This is a genomic window from Zeaxanthinibacter sp. PT1, from assembly GCF_028464225.1.
Lineage (GTDB): Bacteria > Bacteroidota > Bacteroidia > Flavobacteriales > Flavobacteriaceae > Zeaxanthinibacter.
In genome coordinates this window covers 19,735-39,078 of the sequence record NZ_JAQPCN010000006.1, presented here as the reverse complement: position 1 = coordinate 39,078, position 19,344 = coordinate 19,735, and the positions used below count along the sequence as shown (strand labels likewise).

15 protein-coding genes are annotated in these 19,344 nt (G+C 45.1%); 10 read left to right on the top strand and 5 right to left on the bottom strand.

All coding sequences use genetic code 11. The features are described from left to right. Position 1 precedes the first annotated feature (1 nt). From PP178_RS13655 to ctlX, 8 genes are all read left to right on the top strand, one after another. Complete coding sequence (locus PP178_RS13655) at positions 2–994, top strand: DNA-directed RNA polymerase subunit alpha (RefSeq protein ID WP_133644621.1); 993 nt, start codon at positions 2–4, stop codon at positions 992–994. Positions 995–1,047: 53 nt separating this feature from the next. After that, complete coding sequence (rplQ, locus tag PP178_RS13650) at positions 1,048–1,551, top strand: 50S ribosomal protein L17 (protein ID WP_272594921.1); 504 nt, start codon at positions 1,048–1,050, stop codon at positions 1,549–1,551. 95 nt (positions 1,552–1,646) lie between these two features. Beyond that, positions 1,647–2,774: a glutamine-hydrolyzing carbamoyl-phosphate synthase small subunit gene (carA, locus tag PP178_RS13645; protein WP_272594920.1), complete on the top strand. Its 1,128-nt coding sequence runs from the start codon at positions 1,647–1,649 to the stop codon at positions 2,772–2,774. 101 nt (positions 2,775–2,875) lie between these two features. Then, entirely contained in the window at positions 2,876–4,168 is a 1,293-nt protein-coding gene (eno, locus tag PP178_RS13640) for a phosphopyruvate hydratase (protein ID WP_272594919.1), read from the top strand. A 153-nt stretch (positions 4,169–4,321) separates the two neighbouring features. Next, complete coding sequence (locus PP178_RS13635) at positions 4,322–5,869, top strand: glycogen synthase (RefSeq protein WP_272594918.1); 1,548 nt, start codon at positions 4,322–4,324, stop codon at positions 5,867–5,869. A 119-nt stretch (positions 5,870–5,988) separates the two neighbouring features. Further along, positions 5,989–7,272, top strand: a complete 1,284-nt coding sequence (locus tag PP178_RS13630) for a citrate synthase (protein ID WP_272594917.1) — start codon at positions 5,989–5,991, stop codon at positions 7,270–7,272. A 15-nt stretch (positions 7,273–7,287) separates the two neighbouring features. After that, a complete protein-coding gene (locus tag PP178_RS13625) occupies positions 7,288–8,202 on the top strand; it encodes a dimethylarginine dimethylaminohydrolase family protein (RefSeq protein ID WP_272594916.1) in 915 nt (304 codons plus the stop codon). 97 nt (positions 8,203–8,299) lie between these two features. Further along, positions 8,300–9,235 carry a citrulline utilization hydrolase CtlX gene (gene ctlX / locus PP178_RS13620; RefSeq protein WP_272594915.1) on the top strand — a complete coding sequence of 312 codons (936 nt, stop codon included), beginning with the start codon at positions 8,300–8,302 and terminating at the stop codon, positions 9,233–9,235. A gap of 34 nt (positions 9,236–9,269) precedes the next feature. Here the strand turns inward: ctlX and PP178_RS13615 are convergent, their stop codons facing one another. Then, positions 9,270–10,718: an SDR family oxidoreductase gene (locus PP178_RS13615; protein ID WP_272594914.1), complete on the bottom strand. Its 1,449-nt coding sequence runs from the start codon at positions 10,716–10,718 to the stop codon at positions 9,270–9,272. Between the two features lie 40 nt (positions 10,719–10,758). Further along, complete coding sequence (locus PP178_RS13610) at positions 10,759–11,184, bottom strand: hypothetical protein (RefSeq protein WP_272594913.1); 426 nt, start codon at positions 11,182–11,184, stop codon at positions 10,759–10,761. A gap of 107 nt (positions 11,185–11,291) precedes the next feature. On the opposite strand from PP178_RS13610, the gene argS reads away from it, so the two are divergent. Next, positions 11,292–13,073, top strand: a complete 1,782-nt coding sequence (gene argS / locus PP178_RS13605; protein WP_272594912.1) for an arginine--tRNA ligase — start codon at positions 11,292–11,294, stop codon at positions 13,071–13,073. Between the two features lie 89 nt (positions 13,074–13,162). Here the strand turns inward: argS and PP178_RS13600 are convergent, their stop codons facing one another. From PP178_RS13600 to PP178_RS13590, 3 genes are all read right to left on the bottom strand, one after another. After that, positions 13,163–15,721: a carboxypeptidase-like regulatory domain-containing protein gene (locus PP178_RS13600; RefSeq protein ID WP_272594911.1), complete on the bottom strand. Its 2,559-nt coding sequence runs from the start codon at positions 15,719–15,721 to the stop codon at positions 13,163–13,165. Continuing rightward, positions 15,702–16,631: a FecR family protein gene (locus PP178_RS13595; RefSeq protein ID WP_272594910.1), complete on the bottom strand. Its 930-nt coding sequence runs from the start codon at positions 16,629–16,631 to the stop codon at positions 15,702–15,704. The genes PP178_RS13600 and PP178_RS13595 overlap by 20 nt, the downstream gene beginning before the upstream one ends. 219 nt (positions 16,632–16,850) lie before the next feature. Then, entirely contained in the window at positions 16,851–17,369 is a 519-nt protein-coding gene (locus PP178_RS13590) for an RNA polymerase sigma factor (protein WP_272594909.1), read from the bottom strand. A 185-nt stretch (positions 17,370–17,554) separates the two neighbouring features. On the opposite strand from PP178_RS13590, the gene PP178_RS13585 reads away from it, so the two are divergent. Next, positions 17,555–19,318, top strand: coding sequence for a hypothetical protein (locus PP178_RS13585; RefSeq protein WP_272594908.1), 1,764 nt, complete (start codon positions 17,555–17,557; stop codon positions 19,316–19,318). Positions 19,319–19,344 lie beyond the last annotated feature (26 nt).

Genomic DNA, 19,344 nt, shown 5'->3' with positions numbered 1-19,344 from the left:
TATGGCATTATTTAATTTTCAGAAGCCCGACAAAGTTATAATGATTGATTCTTCCGATTTCGAAGGGAAATTTGAATTTCGCCCTTTGGAACCCGGATACGGTCTGACTGTCGGGAACGCGCTCAGAAGAGTACTGCTTTCCTCTCTGGAAGGTTTTGCTATCACTTCTGTTCGTATCGATAAAGTAGAGCACGAGTTTTCGGTCATTGAAGGTGTTGTAGAAGATGTAACCGAAATGATCCTGAACCTGAAACAGGTTCGCTTTAAAAGGCAGATCGAAGATGTGAACGAAGAAACGGTTTCCATCTCCGTAAGCGGGAAAGAACAACTTACCGCCGGTGATTTCCAGAAATTCATCTCTGGATACCAGGTGCTGAATCCTGACCTTGTAATCTGCAACATGGATCCTAAAGTCAATATCAACATGGAGTTGATCATTGAGAAAGGTAGGGGATATGTTCCTGCAGAAGAGAACAAGAAATCTAATGCGCCGATCGGTAGTATTGCTGTTGACTCTATCTTCACGCCTGTGAAGAATGTGAAATACAGCATTGAGAACTTCCGTGTAGAGCAAAAGACCGATTATGAGAAATTGGTTTTTGAGATCATGACAGACGGATCCATCCATCCTAAGGACGCCCTTACAGAGGCGGCTAAGGTGTTGATCCACCACTTCATGCTCTTCTCTGACGAGCGTATCACCTTGGAAGCAGATGAGATCGCACAGACAGAGACCTATGATGAGGAGTCACTGCACATGCGCCAGTTACTGAAGACCAAGTTGGTAGATATGGACCTTTCCGTACGTGCCCTGAACTGCCTGAAGGCAGCCGAAGTGGATACCCTGGGAGACCTTGTATCTTTCAATAAGAACGACCTGATGAAATTCAGGAACTTTGGTAAAAAGTCGCTCACAGAGTTAGAAGAGCTGGTCATTAACAAAGGCCTTAACTTCGGCATGGACCTGTCAAAGTATAAATTGGATAAAGATTAAATTTGGCCCTGAGCCCGTTATTGACGGAGTAGGGATTATTATAGAATAGAACGATGAGACACGGAAAAAAGATCAATCACTTAGGAAGACAGACAGCCCACAGAAAGGCGATGCTGGCCAACATGGCTTGTTCCCTGATTGAACACAAGAGAATTAATACCACTGTGGCCAAGGCCAAAGCGTTGAAGCAGTTCATTGAGCCCCTGATCACAAAATCAAAGGCAGAGAATAACAAGACTGCAGAAAAGGGTACCCATAATAGGCGTATCGTTTTCAGGAACCTCAGGGATAAGCACGCGGTAAGCGAGCTTTTTGATACGGTAGCCGAGAAGGTTGCGGATCGTCCGGGAGGATATACCCGAATTATTAAACTGGGTAACCGAATGGGAGATAACGCGGATATGGCCATGATAGAGCTGGTAGACTTTAACGAGCTTTACAATGCCGGGGAGACCAAGAAGAAGAAAACTACCCGTCGTAGCCGAAGCAAGAAAACAGAAACTGCTCCGGCACCGGAAGCAACAAAAGAGACTAAAACTGACGATTCAGAAGAATAGGATGTTGAGAACTTTTAAAATACGGAAAAAGGATAGGCCTAAAAGCTTATCCTTTTTTTGTGTTTCTTTGTGAAACTTTTATAGCAAGAAGACTGATGAAGTACATTACCAGGAAAAAAGCACTAGTATTATTGGCAGACGGCACCATCTTTTATGGCAAGGCCGTAGGTGAGAAGGAAGGAACCGCCTTTGGCGAAGTTTGTTTTAACACCGGGATGACCGGTTACCAGGAGATCTTCACAGACCCCTCTTATTTTGGGCAGATGATGGTGACCACAAACGCACATATCGGGAATTACGGGACCAACGAGGATGAGGTAGAGTCGGATTCTATAAAGATATCCGGACTTATTTGCAAAAATTTCAGTTACACCTATTCCCGCCCGGCTGCAGACAAAAGTTTACAGCAATTTCTCGAGGAAAACAGCATGTTCGCGATATCCGATGTGGATACACGCGCCCTGGTAGCCTATATTCGTGAACATGGGGCTATGAACGCCGTAATTTCGACCAGAGTGAACGAAATAGACGCCTTAAAAGAAGAGCTGAAACAGGTGCCAGATATGGATGGCCTGGAGTTAGCTTCAAAAGTATCTACCAAAGAGCCTTATTACGTGGGTGATGAAAATGCACCGATACGTATAGCCGCCCTGGATATTGGAATTAAAAAGAATATCCTCAGGAACCTGGTGAAAAGAGATGCCTACATCAAGGTATTCCCGTATGACACTTCTTACGAGGAGATGAAGTCGTGGAATCCCGATGGATACTTCATCTCTAACGGTCCTGGAGATCCCAAACCATTGCATAGTGCCATAGATGTTGCAAAGAACATCATTGCCGAGGATAAACCCTTGTTTGGGATATGCCTTGGACACCAGATATTAGCCCTGGCTAACGGGGTGACCACCTATAAGATGCACCACGGGCACCGGGGGATCAACCACCCTGTCCTGAACCTGGAAACCGGGAAAGGAGAGATCACTTCGCAAAACCATGGATTTTCGATCAACAGGGAGGAGACCGAGTCGCACCCTGAGCTGGAAATCACTCATGTACACCTGAATGATCATACTGTTGCCGGAATGCGAATGAAGGGGAAGCCTGTGTTCTCTGTACAGTACCACCCGGAAGCCAGTCCGGGACCGCATGATGCCGATTACCTGTTTGACCAGTTCTTTGAACTGATACAGGCAAGTGTTAGTAATAAAGCTACGGTTTAACGAATTGTTATATTCCTCGCAATAGGTTGCCTTTGAACAATTTCATCGGTAGTCTTTTGTATATTTGGAATTCACCATTTTTAAGATAAAAAAGAAAACAAATGAGTATCATAATAGACGTACATGCGCGACAAATTCTGGATTCGCGCGGGAACCCGACAGTAGAAGTAGATGTGATCACCGAGAATGGCGTAATGGGCAGGGCAGCTGTCCCTTCCGGAGCTTCTACGGGAGAACATGAAGCCGTTGAGCTTCGCGATGGCGGAAAGGCATTTATGGGCAAGGGAGTAAGCCAGGCCGTAAAAAATGTAAATGATATCATCGCTGACCAGATCCGCGGTATGTTAGTCTATGAGCAGAACCAGATAGACCAGGCAATGATAGACCTGGATGGTACCAAGAACAAATCAAAACTTGGGGCTAATGCAATTTTAGGCGTATCCCTGGCAGTGGCCAAGGCAGCAGCCAATGAGTTGGGGCAATCTCTTTACCGCTATGTCGGGGGAGTAAGTGCCAATACGCTTCCTGTCCCTATGATGAATATTATTAATGGTGGTTCCCATTCGGATGCACCGATCGCTTTCCAAGAATTCATGGTAATGCCGGTCAAGGCGAAAAATTTCTCCCATGCCATGCAAATGGGAACGGAAATCTTTCACCATCTGAAAAAAGTTCTTCACGACCGTAACCTCAGTACCGCAGTGGGTGATGAAGGAGGATTTGCACCTACCCTGGATGGAACTGAAGATGCGTTGGATACCATAGGGATAGCGGTAAAAAATGCAGGATACACTCTAGGGGATGATGTAATGATCGCCCTGGATTGTGCTGCAGCAGAGTTCTACGTAGACGGAAAATACGATTATACGAAATTTGAAGGCAGTAACGGGGCTGTACGTACTTCTGAAGAACAGGCTCAGTACCTTGCAGATCTTTGTGCTAAGTACCCTATCATCTCTATTGAAGACGGTATGGATGAAAATGACTGGGACGGCTGGAAGGCCCTTACGGATAAAGTCGGGGATAAAGTTCAATTGGTAGGTGACGACCTTTTTGTAACCAATGTGGAGCGTCTTTCCAGAGGTATTGAAAATGGAATAGCGAACTCTATCCTGATCAAAGTAAACCAAATAGGAACCCTGACAGAAACGATCGCTGCCGTGAACATGGCGAAAAATGCAGGTTATACTTCAGTGATGTCTCACCGTTCCGGGGAGACCGAGGATAATACCATTGCAGACCTGGCGGTAGCGCTGAACACCGGGCAGATAAAGACAGGATCAGCTTCCAGGAGTGATCGTATGGCCAAGTATAATCAACTTCTCCGTATAGAGGAAGAATTGGGAGATGTGGCATATTATCCCCAGGGAAATGCATTTAATATTAAAGCCTAAATTTTTAAGGCTTGCGTGAACGCAAGAATATAAATTAGCAGAAAGCCGGGGAGTTTATTCCCTGGCTTTTTTTATGTTTTCTTTACAACGCAGCTTGCCGAAAGAGTAATTAATTAAGTATCTTTTGAATCCCTTATCAATAGATAATAACCTATGAATAATTTTTTAATAGTCGCTGCTGAAAATGATGGACTTATCAAGTGTAAGGCCGGTGGAATGGGTGATGTGGTACGCGATGTGCCAAGGCAGATCTCCGAAAGAGGAGATAAAGTGCAGGTAGTGGTGCCTGCTTATTCGCGCTTGCACCAGGGAGGGAAGTTTATCATGAACCTTGATTTTCAGCTAAGGGGACAAGCCTATTCGGCAGAACTGTACGAAGTGAGTCCGAAGAAACCATTTGATAACCTGACACATTATGTGATCCACCACCCGGAAATCACAGCCGGTGAAATAGGACATATTTACCATAACGATCCTAAGGAGCCATTTTATACCGATGCTATAAAATTCATCGTCTTCTGTACTGCCGTAGCGGAAGCAGTACGCCAGGAGGTTTTTGGCACCCTGGATGTGATCCACTTACACGATTGGCATACCAGCTTATTACTTTTCCTTAAAACGTATCATCCCCAATACGAATCTTTGAAGAGGCCCAGGTTCGTATACAGTATTCACAACCTGGCCATACAGGGAATACGACCATTTGACGATAATTACTCCTCCTTGAGCAACTGGTTTCCTGAAGTTGATTACAACCGGGAAAAACTTATGGATTACCGCTACCGCGACTGTATAAACCTAATGGCCACAGGTATTCGCCTCGCCGATGCCGTGCACACAGTTTCTCCTTCCTATAAGGAAGATGTACTGAAGCCCAGCAGGCCGCCGGAATTCATAGGGGGTGAGAGCCTGGAAGAAGATCTTAAACAGGCTGATATGGAAGGCAGGTTGTTTGGTATACTGAATGGCTCTAATTACAAGAATATTCGTACGGCACAGAAAAAGAACATCTACAGGAATACCATTCGTGCTATCTTTCAATGGCTACAGGAAGAATCTAAAAAGTATAAGGCCGATTTCCTGGCGCATACCGGTGAAAAGGTAGTAGAAATACTAAACCAGCCCCCGCGGTTTGTTTGTGCCAGTGTGGCCAGGCTGACAGAGCAGAAGTTCTATTTCTTTAAGAGATCACCCCAGTTACTTGCCGATATGCTGGAAAGGCTTGATAAGGTAGGAGGGATATTTATGCTGCTTGGAACCGGTGACCCGGAATACGAACAGCTCTTCAGGGATATGAGTTACAAACATCCTAACTTCATCTTCACCAATGGTCAGTCTGAAGACCTGATTGATTCTATTTACCTGGAAGCGGATCTCTATATTATGCCAAGCCAGTTTGAACCCTGTGGGATAAGCCAAATGCTGGCCATGAGAAGCGGCACTCCCTGCCTGGTACATCATACCGGTGGACTCAAAGACACGGTAACCCACCTGGAAACCGGGTTTGTTTTTAACGGAGATACCTTTGAAGAGAAGCGGGAGAATATGCTGGAGAGCTTTGACATGGCGCTGCACCTCTTTTTCAATGACCCGGTCCGTTGGAAAAAAATCCAAGCCAATGCCAAAAAAATGCGCTTTACCTGGGAGAAATCCGTAGATGATTATTACCGCTACCTTTATGCACTCCCGGTACGCAAATAATCCGTTTTTACAGTAGGTTTGGGGGTTTGTTAATAATCCCTTAAATCCAATTTTGAATTGTTAAGATGGGTCTATTTTTCTTAAATTTACGGTCGATAAATTAAAACAGATAAAGATACATGTCAGATAAAGTTACACTGGAATACCAAGGCAAGAAGTATGATTTCCCTATCGTTGAAGGAACAGAAGATGAGAAAGGCATCGATATCAAGAAATTACGGGCCACAACAGGTATCGTAACACTTGATCCCGGTTACAAGAACACCGGTTCTTGTGAGAGTGCTATCACCTTCCTAAACGGTGAGAAAGGTATTCTGAGGTACCGTGGATATTCTATTGAAGAACTTGCTGAACATGCCTCTTTCCTTGAAGTTGCATTTTTGCTGATTTTTGGAGAACTCCCCAATAAAGAGCAGCTGGATAAATTTCACAAAGACATTAAAGCCGAGTCTCATGTAGATGAGGATATGAAAAAGATCCTGGATAGTTTTCCCAAATCGGCACACCCGATGGGCGTTCTATCCTCTTTGACATCTGCCCTGATTGCATTTAACCCCATGTCTGTAAATGTCACCTCTGAAAAAGACATGTACCATGCCATTACCAGGATACTCGCTAAATTCCCGGTACTCGTGGCCTGGACCCTGAGGAAGAAAAAAGGACTTCCGTTAGATTACGGGGACAACTCTTTAGGCTATGTAGAGAACATTCATAAAATGATGTTCAAGAAACCAAATGAAGAATACAAGAGCAATAAGATCGTAATAGAGGCCCTGGATAAACTACTCATCCTGCACGCTGACCATGAGCAGAACTGTTCTACTTCTACCGTACGTATTGTCGGATCATCCCATGCCGGGCTGTTCGCATCCCTTTCTGCCGGTATTTCTGCCTTATGGGGACCACTTCACGGCGGAGCCAACCAGGCGGTGTTAGAGATGCTGGAAGCTATCGAAGCAGACGGAGGAGATACTAAAAAATATATGGCCAAAGCCAAGGATAAAGAAGATCCTTTCAGGTTGATGGGCTTCGGACATCGTGTCTATAAGAATTTTGATCCTCGGGCCAAGATTATTAAAAAAGCGGCCGATGAAGTACTGGGAGACCTGGGAATTGAAGATCCTATCCTTGAAATAGCCAAAGGGTTAGAAAAAGAAGCTCTTGAGGATTCTTATTTCGTCGACAGGAAGTTGTATCCGAACGTGGACTTCTATTCGGGAATCATTTACCGTGCCCTCGGGATCCCTACAGATATGTTCACCGTGATGTTTGCCCTGGGTAGACTTCCCGGCTGGATAGCCCAGTGGAGAGAAATGCGCTTAAAGAACGAGCCCATCGGCAGGCCCCGACAGATCTATACCGGCGCCAACAAGCGTGCTTTTGTACCTGTAGAGAAACGATAAACTCCCTCTTAGCATATGCTACATTTAAACGTAGTTAACGAGACCGACAACTTAAAGGCGGTAGTCCTGGGCACAGCTAAAAGTCCCGGGCCTGTTCCCACCCCGGAGTCGGCTTACGATCCAAAATCGCTGGAACATATCCTGGCAGGAACCTATCCTACGGAAGAAGATATGATCCGTGAAATGGATGCCTTTGACCAGGTGCTGAAGAAGCACGGGGTCAAGGTTTACAGGCCGGAGGTTATAGAGAATTGTAACCAGATTTTCTCCAGGGATATAGCTTTTGTAATTGATGATAAACTGGTGAAAGCCAACATTCTCCCGGACAGGGAAAATGAATTCCAGGCCATCATGCATGTGCTTGATGCTATAGCTCCGGAGAATATACTGTATCCCCCGGAAGAGGTACACGTAGAAGGTGGGGATGTAATGCCCTGGAACGAATATTTATTTGTGGGCACCTACACCAAAGATGATTATCCGGATTACATTACCGCCAGGACTAATAAGGCTGCTGTAGAATACCTACAGCGTCAATTCCCGGATAAGAAAGTAAAGAGTTTTGAACTTAGAAAGTCTAATGTAGAGGCTAAGGAAAATGCTTTACACCTGGATTGCTGCTTTCAGCCGGTAGGGAAGGATAAGGCCATCTTGCATCGAAATGGATTCCTGGTGCAAGAAGAATACGACTGGTTGGTCAATTATTTTGGAGCAGAGAATATTTTTGAGATTACTAAGGACGAGATGTACCGTATGTATAGTAATGTATTCTCCATCTCACCCGAGGTCGTTGTCTCTGAAAAGAGCTTCACCCGGCTCAATGATTGGTTACGAAGCCAGGGATTCACAGTAGAAGAAATTCCGTATTCCGAGATCGCAAAACAAGAAGGCCTGTTACGCTGCAGTACACTGCCTCTCATCCGGCAATAAGCCGGAAAAACCATTACTATAAATCTTTTAGGGGGTCTGTCTGCAATCAAGTAGAAAAGGATTAAATTTGCGGGCCGAAATTTTATTGAAAGGAATTATGAAGCAGATCACTAATACCATATTAATGGTTAGACCCATTGGATTCAGGATGAATGAGCAAACCGCGGTGAATAACTATTTCCAGGAAGACCTGGCCCTGCAAAAGGAAGCTATCAACCATAAGGCGCAACGCGAATTTGATGCCTTTGTCGATCTGCTCAGGGCAAAAGGAATCCAGGTAGTGGTGATCGATGATACTCCGGATCCCGATACCCCTGATTCTATATTTCCCAATAACTGGGTTTCCTTTCACAGTGACGGAACCGTTGGTCTCTATCCCATGTTCGCTGAAAACCGCAGGTTGGAACGCCGTGAGGATGTTATGGAAAAACTGGAAGAGGAAGGTTTTGTAATCAAAGGATTTATGGATTACACTTCTGCCGAAGAAGAGGGTCTATTCCTTGAAGGTACCGGTAGTATTGTCTTAGACAGGGAGCATAAGATCGCCTATTGTGCATTGTCTGACCGGGCTGATGAGGGACTGTTTATCGAATTCTGCGAGGATTTTGAATATCTGCCCGTAATCTTTACAGCCAACCAGTCTGTAGACGGTAAAAGGATGCCTATTTATCATACCAATGTTATGATGTGCCTGGGGAACAACTTTTCGGTGATCTGCCTGGATACTATTGACGACAAGAAAGAACGTAAGAGTGTGGTTGCTCAACTGACCAATTCAGGGAAAGAGATCATCGAGATCAGCGAAGAGCAGATGCACCGCTTTGCAGGCAATATGCTGCAGGTAAAAGGGAAGAACGATCAGCCATTCCTGGTCATGAGTTCTGCGGCTTACCATAGCCTCACTCGCGAGCAGGTCAGCAGGATAGAAAAACACTGTCCTATCCTTCACAGTTCTTTAGAAACCATAGAGACCTGTGGTGGGGGAAGTGCCCGCTGTATGATGGCAGAAGTATTCCTTCCTAAGGCTGAATAAGGTAGTTAAGCCTGCCTCCCAGGCCCGGTGTTGCTTAAATGGGCTGGTAGGATTCCGGCTTGGATTTGGCGATATTATTGATCATTCCCTCAAAAATAAAGAAGTGAAAGGGCAACATGGCGTACCAGTACAGTCGGCCCCGAAGTCCCCTGGGCCTGAACGTTGCTGTCTGGTGTAGTATATTCTGATCGTCTATTCGGAATTCCAACCAGGCTTCACCGGGTAAGCGCATTTCTGCGAATAACAATAGCCGTTTATTCTTTTTATTGGCCAATAAAACCCGCCAGAAATCGAGGGAATCACCCGGAAAGATTTTATCCGGATGTGTGCGGCCTCGGCGCAGCCCTACACCACCGTTAAGTTTATCGAGCAAACCCCTGATCTGCCATAACCAATTACCGTAGTACCAACCTTTGGCGCCCCCAATCTGCCAGATATTCTGCAAGGCAGCTTCGGGATCGTCTAATTTAATTTTTTTTGCATCGGTCAGCACCCCGTATTTTGGAACTTGTATATACTTTTCCAGGTTGCGTTGAAAGCGACCGCTGACCATGCTGTCTTTCCAGCTGCTGATCACCAGGTTCTGTTCAATTTTTTTAAAAGCCATTTGGATGGCCTCTTCGTAGGTATGAGTTTCAATTCCCAGGAGCTCTTGCAGCTTGTTATCCCTGGCAACCACTTCCATTTTCATGCTGTCAACCAGGTTTACGGCTAACTTGTACGAGGTTGCGGTCACAAAGTACAACCAATAAGAAGATAGTTTCGGGGTCATCACAGGTACCGTAAAGATCCAATTCTTAAAGCCTCGGACCTTGGCGTAACGGTGAAGCATCTCTTTGTAGGTGAGTACATCCGGACCACCTATATCAAAAGACTCGTCATAACAATCTTCCCGACCAATAACTCCGGTTAAAAAGTTGATCACGTCCCTGATAGCGATAGGCTGAGTTTTGGTCAAGACCCACCTGGGGGTGATCATGACCGGTAGTTTTTCACAAAGGTCCCTGATGATTTCAAATGAAGAACTGCCAGAACCTACTATGATCCCGGCCCTGAGTACCGTGACATGATAGTCCCCCTTATACAAGATACTTTCCACGTTCTTCCTGGAGCTGAGGTGTTTGGACAGTTCCTCTTCGTTGACGATTCCGCTGAGGTAGATGACTTGCTGAATATTAGTACCGGAAACCATGGTATTAAAGTTACGGGCCGATAATGCCTCCTGTTCATCAAAATCACTTGTCGAGGAACTCATGGAGTGGATGAGGTAGTAGGCGACATCTATATCCTTTGGAATACCATCCGGCTGGGGTTCCTTTAGAAAATCAACTTCTATAATCGTTACCTTTTCCCGGGTCTCTTCATCTATGGACAGCCTGTTTTTATCCCGTACGGCACACACCATTTCGTGGCCCAGCTCCAGGAGCCGGGGTAATAATCGCATTCCGATATAACCGTTTGCGCCGGTAAGCAATATTTTCATGAAGGGATGAATTATATTTTATGACCGTGGGTGTCTCCTCTTACAGGTCTTCCAGGGCTGTGGGGGTATTTTTTGTTTTCAAATCCATAATCTTCTTAAAGAATTTCTGAATGTTAGGTTTATCTGCTTTGACTTTGATAAAATGGTGATCCATATATATGCTGTAAACAAAAGCCTCGCCTTTATATAGGGTGAGTTTGTAATAGGGAATTACAAGGGCAAAGGTCTCCAGTAAGGAGCGGAAGCGCACAATTATCCCTTTGGGTCTGAGTTCCACATTGCAGCTGTCCAGGTTGTTGTCAAGTATGAGGAGATTCCTGATTTCCAGGCTTGTTTCGGTGATCCATAATTTGGGAGAGCCAATACCGCCCATGCTCCACCTTTCCTTTAACGCAAAAGGCTTACCTACCAAGGCATCTACTTCTTCCCTGATCTTTTTATTGTTATACGATACGTTTACAAGCATAAATTCAATTCCTTTTCTAAAGATAACCAAAAGCCGGAAACCAAGGTCTTCTATGTTACAGAAGCGTAAAAAATCATTAGTTTTGCAGCCTGATTCGCCCATTATTTATGAGATTGCAAGACGTCATACAGGAGCAGGTTAAAGCCGGCCTGCAGGAAATATACGAGGTTCAATTACCATCGGTAGAATTACAGCCTACCAGGAAAGATTTTGAAGGAGATATCACCGTGGTCATCTTCCCTATGCTGAGGTATGTAAAAGGAAATTCTGAGAAGATCGGGGAACAGCTTGGTGCATACTTGCTAAAGAACGTGGCAGCGATTTCTGATTTTAACGTCATCAAGGGATTTCTGAATCTCGTTATCAGCGATGCCTATTACCTCGATTTTTTTAACGAGATACGGGGCCTTGAGGATTATGGTAAGGTTTCCCGCACGGACAGTGATGCCGTGATGGTCGAATATTCTTCTCCTAATACCAATAAGCCTTTACACCTGGGGCACATCCGGAACAATCTCTTAGGTCACTCTGTATCACTTATCCTGGAAGCAGCCGGAAAAAAAGTATATAAGACCCAGATCATAAATGACCGCGGGATCCACATTTGCAAGAGTATGCTGGCATGGAAACGGTTCGGAAACGGGGAAACCCCTGAGAGCACCGGTCTGAAAGGCGATAAGCTGGTAGGTAACTATTATGTAGCCTTCGATAAGGCATATAAACAGGAAGTTGCCGAAATGGTAGCCGCGGGTACTCCGAAGGATAAAGCAGAAAAAGAAGCTTTACTGCTTCAGGAAGCCCAGGAAATGCTTAGAAAATGGGAAGCAGGAGATCCGGAGGTTGTCCAGCTTTGGAAGACCATGAACGGATGGGTTTACGAGGGGTTTGAAGAGACCTATAAGAGCCTGGGGGTCAGTTTTGACACGCTCTATTACGAGAGTGATACCTACCTGCTTGGAAAAGATGTTGTAGAACAAGGCTTAGAGCAAGGGGTATTTTACCGGAAAGACGACGGTAGTGTCTGGATAGACCTTACCGAAGAGGGATTGGATGAGAAGATCGTTCTAAGATCTGATGGTACGGCGGTATATATGACACAGGATATAGGTACAGCCATACAACGAGTAAAAGATTTCCCGGATATTAACGGGATGGTATACACTGTTGGGAATGAACAGGACTACCATTTTAAAGTACTTTTCCTTATCCTTAAAAAATTAGGATTTAACTGGGCAGATCATCTTTATCATCTCAGTTACGGGATGGTCGACCTGCCAAGCGGGAAGATGAAAAGCCGGGAAGGAACCGTTGTTGATGCTGATGACCTGGTCCTCGAGATGAGCGAGACTGCAGGAGCTATTGCCAGTGAGCTTGGCAAGCTGGAAGATTATTCGGAAGCAGAAAAACAGCAGCTCTATCATATGATCGGGCTGGGAGCACTCAAATATTATATTCTGAAGGTAGACCCAAAAAAACGGATTTTATTTGACCCGGAAGAATCGGTGGATTTCCAGGGAAATACGGGCCCCTTTATCCAGTATACCTATGCACGGATACAGTCTATCCTTAGGAAAGCCCCTGAAAATGGTATGCAACAAGATGTATCCAGCGAATTACAGCTTCATGCTAAGGAGAAGGAACTGCTGAAATGGCTAGAAGCATTCCCGGAAGCTATTCAACAAGCTGCAGAAAATTACAGCCCGGCCCTGATCGCGAATTATACCTACGAACTCGTGAAAGAATTCAATTCGTTCTACCAGCAGGTTTCTATCCTGGGTGAGGCCGATGAAAGCATCAAGATCTTCAGGATACAGCTTGCCGATAAGGTAGCCCAGGTGATACAAACCGCGTTTAGTTTACTCGGGATTGATGTTCCTGAGCGTATGTAGCATGAAAAAGGCCGCGATCGCGGCCTTTTTCTTTTCCCGGATACCATTTTCTTTTCCGATGTATTAAGAATCGGGAATTTAAACAGTACTTAGAATTTTATCCTCGCGCTGATATTCGGGGTTAGACCTAAGGAAGCACTTTCTACCCGTTCCACTTCATCCTGCTCATTCAGCCTGTAATATACGTTGAGTAAGTTTTTTTTGTTCAGGAGGTTCAGAACAGAAGCACCTACGGATGCATCAATACCTTGGCCTATCTTGAATTCGTAGACAGCTGAAGCATCTGCCCTCAGGTAATCCGGAAGCCTGCTGCTGTTGGGTTCCTGGTACCTGATCCGGTTGGGAAAAACATTAAGGTCAATTATATTATTGCCTTCTTGAGGTTCTGTATACGGCTTACCTGTCCTGTAATGAAGCCCAAGCCCAAGCTTAAATTGATTGTAGGTATAGGTGCCGGCCAGGGTTGCTGCGTGCCGGATATCGAGATTGTTCGGAAAACGGTTCGGGTTGATGTCTTCAAAAGTGTAGGTATTCTCATTATAGGTGTAACTCACCCATGCACTGATACGGTCTGCCTGGTGATTCAACAGGAATTCTACTCCTTTTACATCGTAACTGCCTATCTCCCCGTTAAACTGATCCTGGTTCTGGAATCCCTGGGTTGCGGTACTGATCCCTTCTACTTGTTTGTAGAAAGTTTCCAGTCCCATGTACCATTTATTCTTTTCATAATTAAAGCCCAGGGAGCCTTGTTTGCTTTTGGTCACCGGCAGGCCCTGGTTATCTGAAAGTATCCAGCGTCGTTTTTCTATTCCGAGGAAGTTCTGCTCCAGGTCTATTACCTGGTTGGTGGTCTGGTTTTTAAACTCGCCCATCGCTGAGAGACGCCAGTTGGGGGTCAGCGCCATGCTTAAATTCAGCCTGGGTTCAATGATCACTTCAGAAAATGTATCCAGGTTCTCGATAAAATTAACCCGGGCCCCACCCCTGGCCATAAGGCCCCCGTTCGTTGTCTTGTATTCCAATTCAGAATAAGGCGCATGCGTTCTTATCACCCCTTTAATACTGCTGTTAAAGGGAGGCTGTGTTACCGTTGTCGTGTTGGTGATCCCTACTTCGGAAAACTGGTATCCATTATGCCAGCTAAGCTCATCAGACAGGTCGTACCAGGTGTTTACTTTTATTGAGGATTCAAGGACCCTGTTATTCTGGAACAACTGCTGTTCTTCGTCATTCGTGCTGGTTCTCGCATCGAGATTATAACGAGTGTAATAGGTGTTGATCCTGCTGTGGAAATTATCAGTCCAGTCGCTGTGCAGTACAGCCCCAAAAGATAAGTTGGTTTGGTCCAGGGTACTCTGGTTCTCCCGGTCATTTTGGTTATCCGTCTCTGTATAGGCGAGATCGTTATTGATGTGAATGAAGCTGATTCTTGCTTTGTGCAGCTCATTGATGTCGTACATCAGCTTAGCCGTAAAATCATAAAAATAAAAATCTTCCTCCTGGGTAATATCGGTATCTGCGCCGGAATCGCCTTTTACTTCTGTATCCTGGAAGGCCCTGCTGAAAAATTGCTTGTAAGTTGGGGTATCCAGGAAGTCGGTCACAGAGCGCCTGGCAGACCATTGGAAGCCCAGCTTACCGGATAATGGTACATAGGCGTAGGCATCCCCGCTGATAAGGTTAAACCCGGCACCGCCGAACGCTTTATCATCAACCCGGTCATGGGTTTCCATCAGGATAATTCCGCTGACTCCATCCCCGTATTGGGCAGAAGTTCCGTTTTTGATAAGGGTTACTTTTTTAGTGAGGTAGGGATTAAAGGCCGAGATCAGGCCAAAAAAATGACCGGACTGGTACATCTTGATGCCATCCCAAAGGATCAGGTTCTGGTCATTAGTTCCCCCGCGGATATTGATATCAGAAACTGTTTCATCAATACTCCTGATTCCGGGTAGTGCCTGCACGGACTGCAGGATATCCGGTTCACTCAGTCCCGGCAGAATCCCGAACCTATCGAGGTCTAATTCCAGGCTTCCGTCCGGCATTTCCGCAATTCCTGTGGTCAGGATATTGTAGACCACTACTTCATCCAATTGCTCGTACCTGAGGGCCATCGGAATCTGGGTACAAGGATTAGTTTGGATCAGGTAAGAGGCGTTGATATACAATGGCTTATAACCTATGTGCTGGATTCTCAAGGTAGCTCCCCTGGGGATCTGTTCCAGTTTAAATTGCCCGTCAAAATCGGTGATCATGCTAATGCTGCTCCCAAGCACTTCTACTGAAGCTCCAACGATGGAATTCTGCTCAAAGTTGTCCAGAACTGTTCCGCAGACATCGATCAACCTGCTTCTGGATAAGGTGTAATACCGGTCACTGAGTTTCTGAACTTTAAGTTGTGTCTGGTCACTTAAGCGTGCAAGAATGGTATCTAAGTTTTCGCCAATGGGTACCTGTATCACCACATCTTCGAGGTCTTCATCCACGAAGGAAAATTTAACATCGTACCGGCGCTCTAATTCCTGTAAGTAAGAAATAACAGGAATTGTTTCCCGGTTGGGTACTTCCTGAGCATTTAAGAGGAAGTGGCCTTTTACCAGGATCAGCAGTAATAAGAATAAATGTTTATGGGGTTTCCTCGGCATAGAATATAACATTCTCCCCATCCAGATCATAGGTTAGCCTGGAAGGTGAACTTATACTCTGCAACGCCAATTCTTTGTTTGTATTGCTGAATGTACCGGTAAATAATTGGTTGAGGTCCACGCCCCGGGTTTCGACTTCTATATCAAATTGCCGTTCAAATTCTTCCAAAACGTATTTTAGGGGAATACTTTTAAAGGAACTCTCCTGGTTGAGCCAGGAAGGAACATCAGCATTGGGACCTTCAACGGGAATTACTTTCCCGTTGATGGCAAGGAAGGAACTGCCTGCAGGTAATTCTTTTTCAACCCTAGCAAAATTGACGCGTACGAGGCCTTCGTAACAAGTCACCTCAAAATAATCGCCCCTTTGTTCTACGTTGAACTGGGTACCGAGAACCCAAACTTCCCCAAGATCGGTGTCAACACTGAATTTTTCTCCTTTGGCAACTTTGAAGAACGCTTCCCCTTCAAGAGATACCACGCGTTCCTTGTTCCATTTCTTTTTACTGTAAGTTATCTCCGATCCGGCATTCAGGATAATTTCTGAAGCATCGGGCAGGGTGTGGGTTGTGGATTGGGCATATAAGGTGCTTACGGTTTCATCTTGCGAATTGACAAACCAGAATGAAACTGCGATCATGAGAACTATTGCAGCGGCAATCGCCATCAGTTTCCTTAAAGGTCGCATTTGGATTACTTTCCCGGCCTTCTTGTTCTCTGAATTACGATCGGTAAGTTTCGCTTTCAGGTCGTTATAGGCAGCCGCGGGGTCATACGCCGGACCTTCCATCCGTGCACTGGCCTCGATGATGCGCTGATATGATGCATATTCGGCAGTCTCTTTAAACGCTGCCAACTCAGCCTCGCTCAGCTCGTTGTTTAACCATTTTGCCAAATAATTTTCTTTCATGATTCCTTTCTTTACACCTTAATAACAACCCAGTTACAAAATACCCTACCTGTTAGTTCGAAGTTCGAAGTTCGAAGTTTGGAGTTTGGAGTTTGGAGTTTGGGGTTTGGGGTTCCTGGTTTGCAGTTTACTGATCGCAGTTCGCAGTTCGCAGTTCCCCGAGACCCCTTCTCTGTCTCCTATGTCACTTTGTCCCTTTGTACCTATATGCCTGCCAAACTAAATCCCATCAATAGTTTCCCGCAACGTCTTCAGTGCCAGGTGCATCCTTTTTTCAATGGCTTTTACGCTTACCCCTTCCAAGTCTGCTATCTCTGCATACTTTTTGCCTTCCACCCGGTTCATCAGGAAGGTCTGCCGCTGGTTCTCCGGTAAATTGTTCAGGGCGTTGTCCAGTTTCTGCTGAAATTCCTTTTCCTCTAACAGGTATTCAGGAGATTCCTGCGTCCTGTCTTTCTCCAGCCCACTGTTGTTGTATTTCATCCTTACCTTCTCTGCTTTCAGCACGTTCAGGTAATTGTTGTTCGCAATGGTATAGACGTAAGACTTGGCCTTTTCAGGAGTGACCTTGGTACAGTGCTCCCATAACTTGACAAAAGCCTCCTGCACTACGTCATATGCCTTCTCTTCGTTCCCGTATTTATAAAAGATAGACCTGAATATTGCCTTGGAATGTGCATTGAATAGGAAGCTGAATACTTCTTCCTGGCAGACATTATCGTGATTTTCTATATTCAAAGTGGTAATAATTCTGTCTTTCTGCGTTCTATATTAATAAAGGTGATAAGTCCTGAACCCTTTAAAAACCGTACGCTCGGATTTGGTTAGTCCAAATATATTTGAAAAAAAATTAAAAATCGGGGTAGGGTAAATGTTATCACAGGTGTTTTTAATGTGAATTAGCGTTAAAAATCCAAATCGTTATGAAAAATAGAATCCATTTTGCAGTGTATACATTCTTATTGGGAATGACATTGCTATTTACAGCCTGCCAGTCCGAGTTTGAAGAATTGCCGGAAGACAACCAGCAACAAACCCTGGAGGCGAATTCTTCCACAGCCGTATTAATAGAGCGCACCGCCACTAATGACGGCTCATTTGATAATATAGTGGACCAGGCCAGCTGCCTGGCTATTCAGTTTCCTTACGAGGTAAATGTCAACGGCGAGATCATAATCATAGAATCCAGGGAAGACCTGCAGGAGATAGAAAATATCTTTGATGCCTCTGATATCGATGATGATTTCCTGGAATTAGTTTTCCCGATCACTATTACCACGGCAGCCTATGCCGATATTGTGATAAACAGCAGGGAAGCGCTCAGGGAGCTTGCAGCCGATTGTATTGAGAACGGAGAGGACGATGATATTGAATGTATCGACTTTGTTTATCCTTTAACCCTTTTCACTTTTGATCGTACCCTACAGCAAACCAGCAGGGTTACCGTGGAAAATGACAGGCAGTTACGTTTTTTCTTCAAGGACCTGGGAGAAGATGAGCTGGCTAGTTTCAATTTCCCTATTAGCCTGAAGTTATACGATGGTACAGTTATAGAGGTAAACAACAATGAGCAATTGGCTCGTTTGATAGAGGAAGCCAACGATGCCTGTGACGAGGATGATGATAACGATTACAATGATGATGATTTTACCCAGGAGAGACTGAACAAGTATTTGGTGGAATGTCCGTGGTTGGTACACGAAATGGTACGCGACCAGGTGAACCAGACTGACCAGTATTTTGAATACCTGATGAATTTCTCTGATGACGGGAAAGTGGTAGTTAAGGATCGTGTAGGGAATAACCTTATCGGCACCTGGAGTACCCGTGTCTCAGATAATAACAGGGTGTTGTTAAAGCTCGAATTTGATGTGCTTGTCGATTTTAACCTGGAATGGTTTGTATACGAGATCGGAGAAGGTACCATCAAGCTCTTTTCTGAAGGTGGAAACAAGATCATCATGAAACGTTTCTGTGATGCTCCTAACTTCGGAGAGACCCTGAGAAATATCCTGAAGGAATGTGCCTGGGTGATTAAAAAAGTAAAGAACCAGGGCGAGGAGATAGAACGCCTGTTAGGATACGAATTTAATTTCCATGCTGAAGGGTATGTCACGTTGAGCAATGGAGTAAATGTCTCTGAAGGAGAATGGGAAGTTACTACGAATAACGAGGGAATCCTGGTCCTGGCTATCGCCATGGGTGCAGAACCTGCGGTGAACTTTGAATGGCCGGTGCGCGATCTAATGAATGAGCGCTTAAAGTTCGAGGTAGAGGATATAGGTTATGAACTTATTCTTCAGAGGGTTTGTGAGGATAATGCAGGAGACGGAGATGTCTTGGAGATCAGAGAATTAATGAAGGATGGACCCTGGAGTGTGGCCAGCTTTGTGAAAAGCAATATCGATGAAGCTGATTTATTTACCCTTTACAGTTTCTCTTTCGAGGCAGAGCACATTATGGGCATGACCCTGGGTGATACCGGGAATACCGAGGCAGGCCTTTGGAGAGTATTAAGAAATAGCGAAGGGAAGCTCAAGGTGTACCTGAATGGAGGTGAGAATGAACCCTTACACGAACTTACTGATGACTGGGATTTTTACTCTGCGGATGCAGGGCGAATTGAACTGAGAAGTGAATCTGATGCCAACGGGCAGATCGCTATCCTGGTATTTGAAAGAATCTAAGATTAGCCCCAATTTTGCTGAAAAGG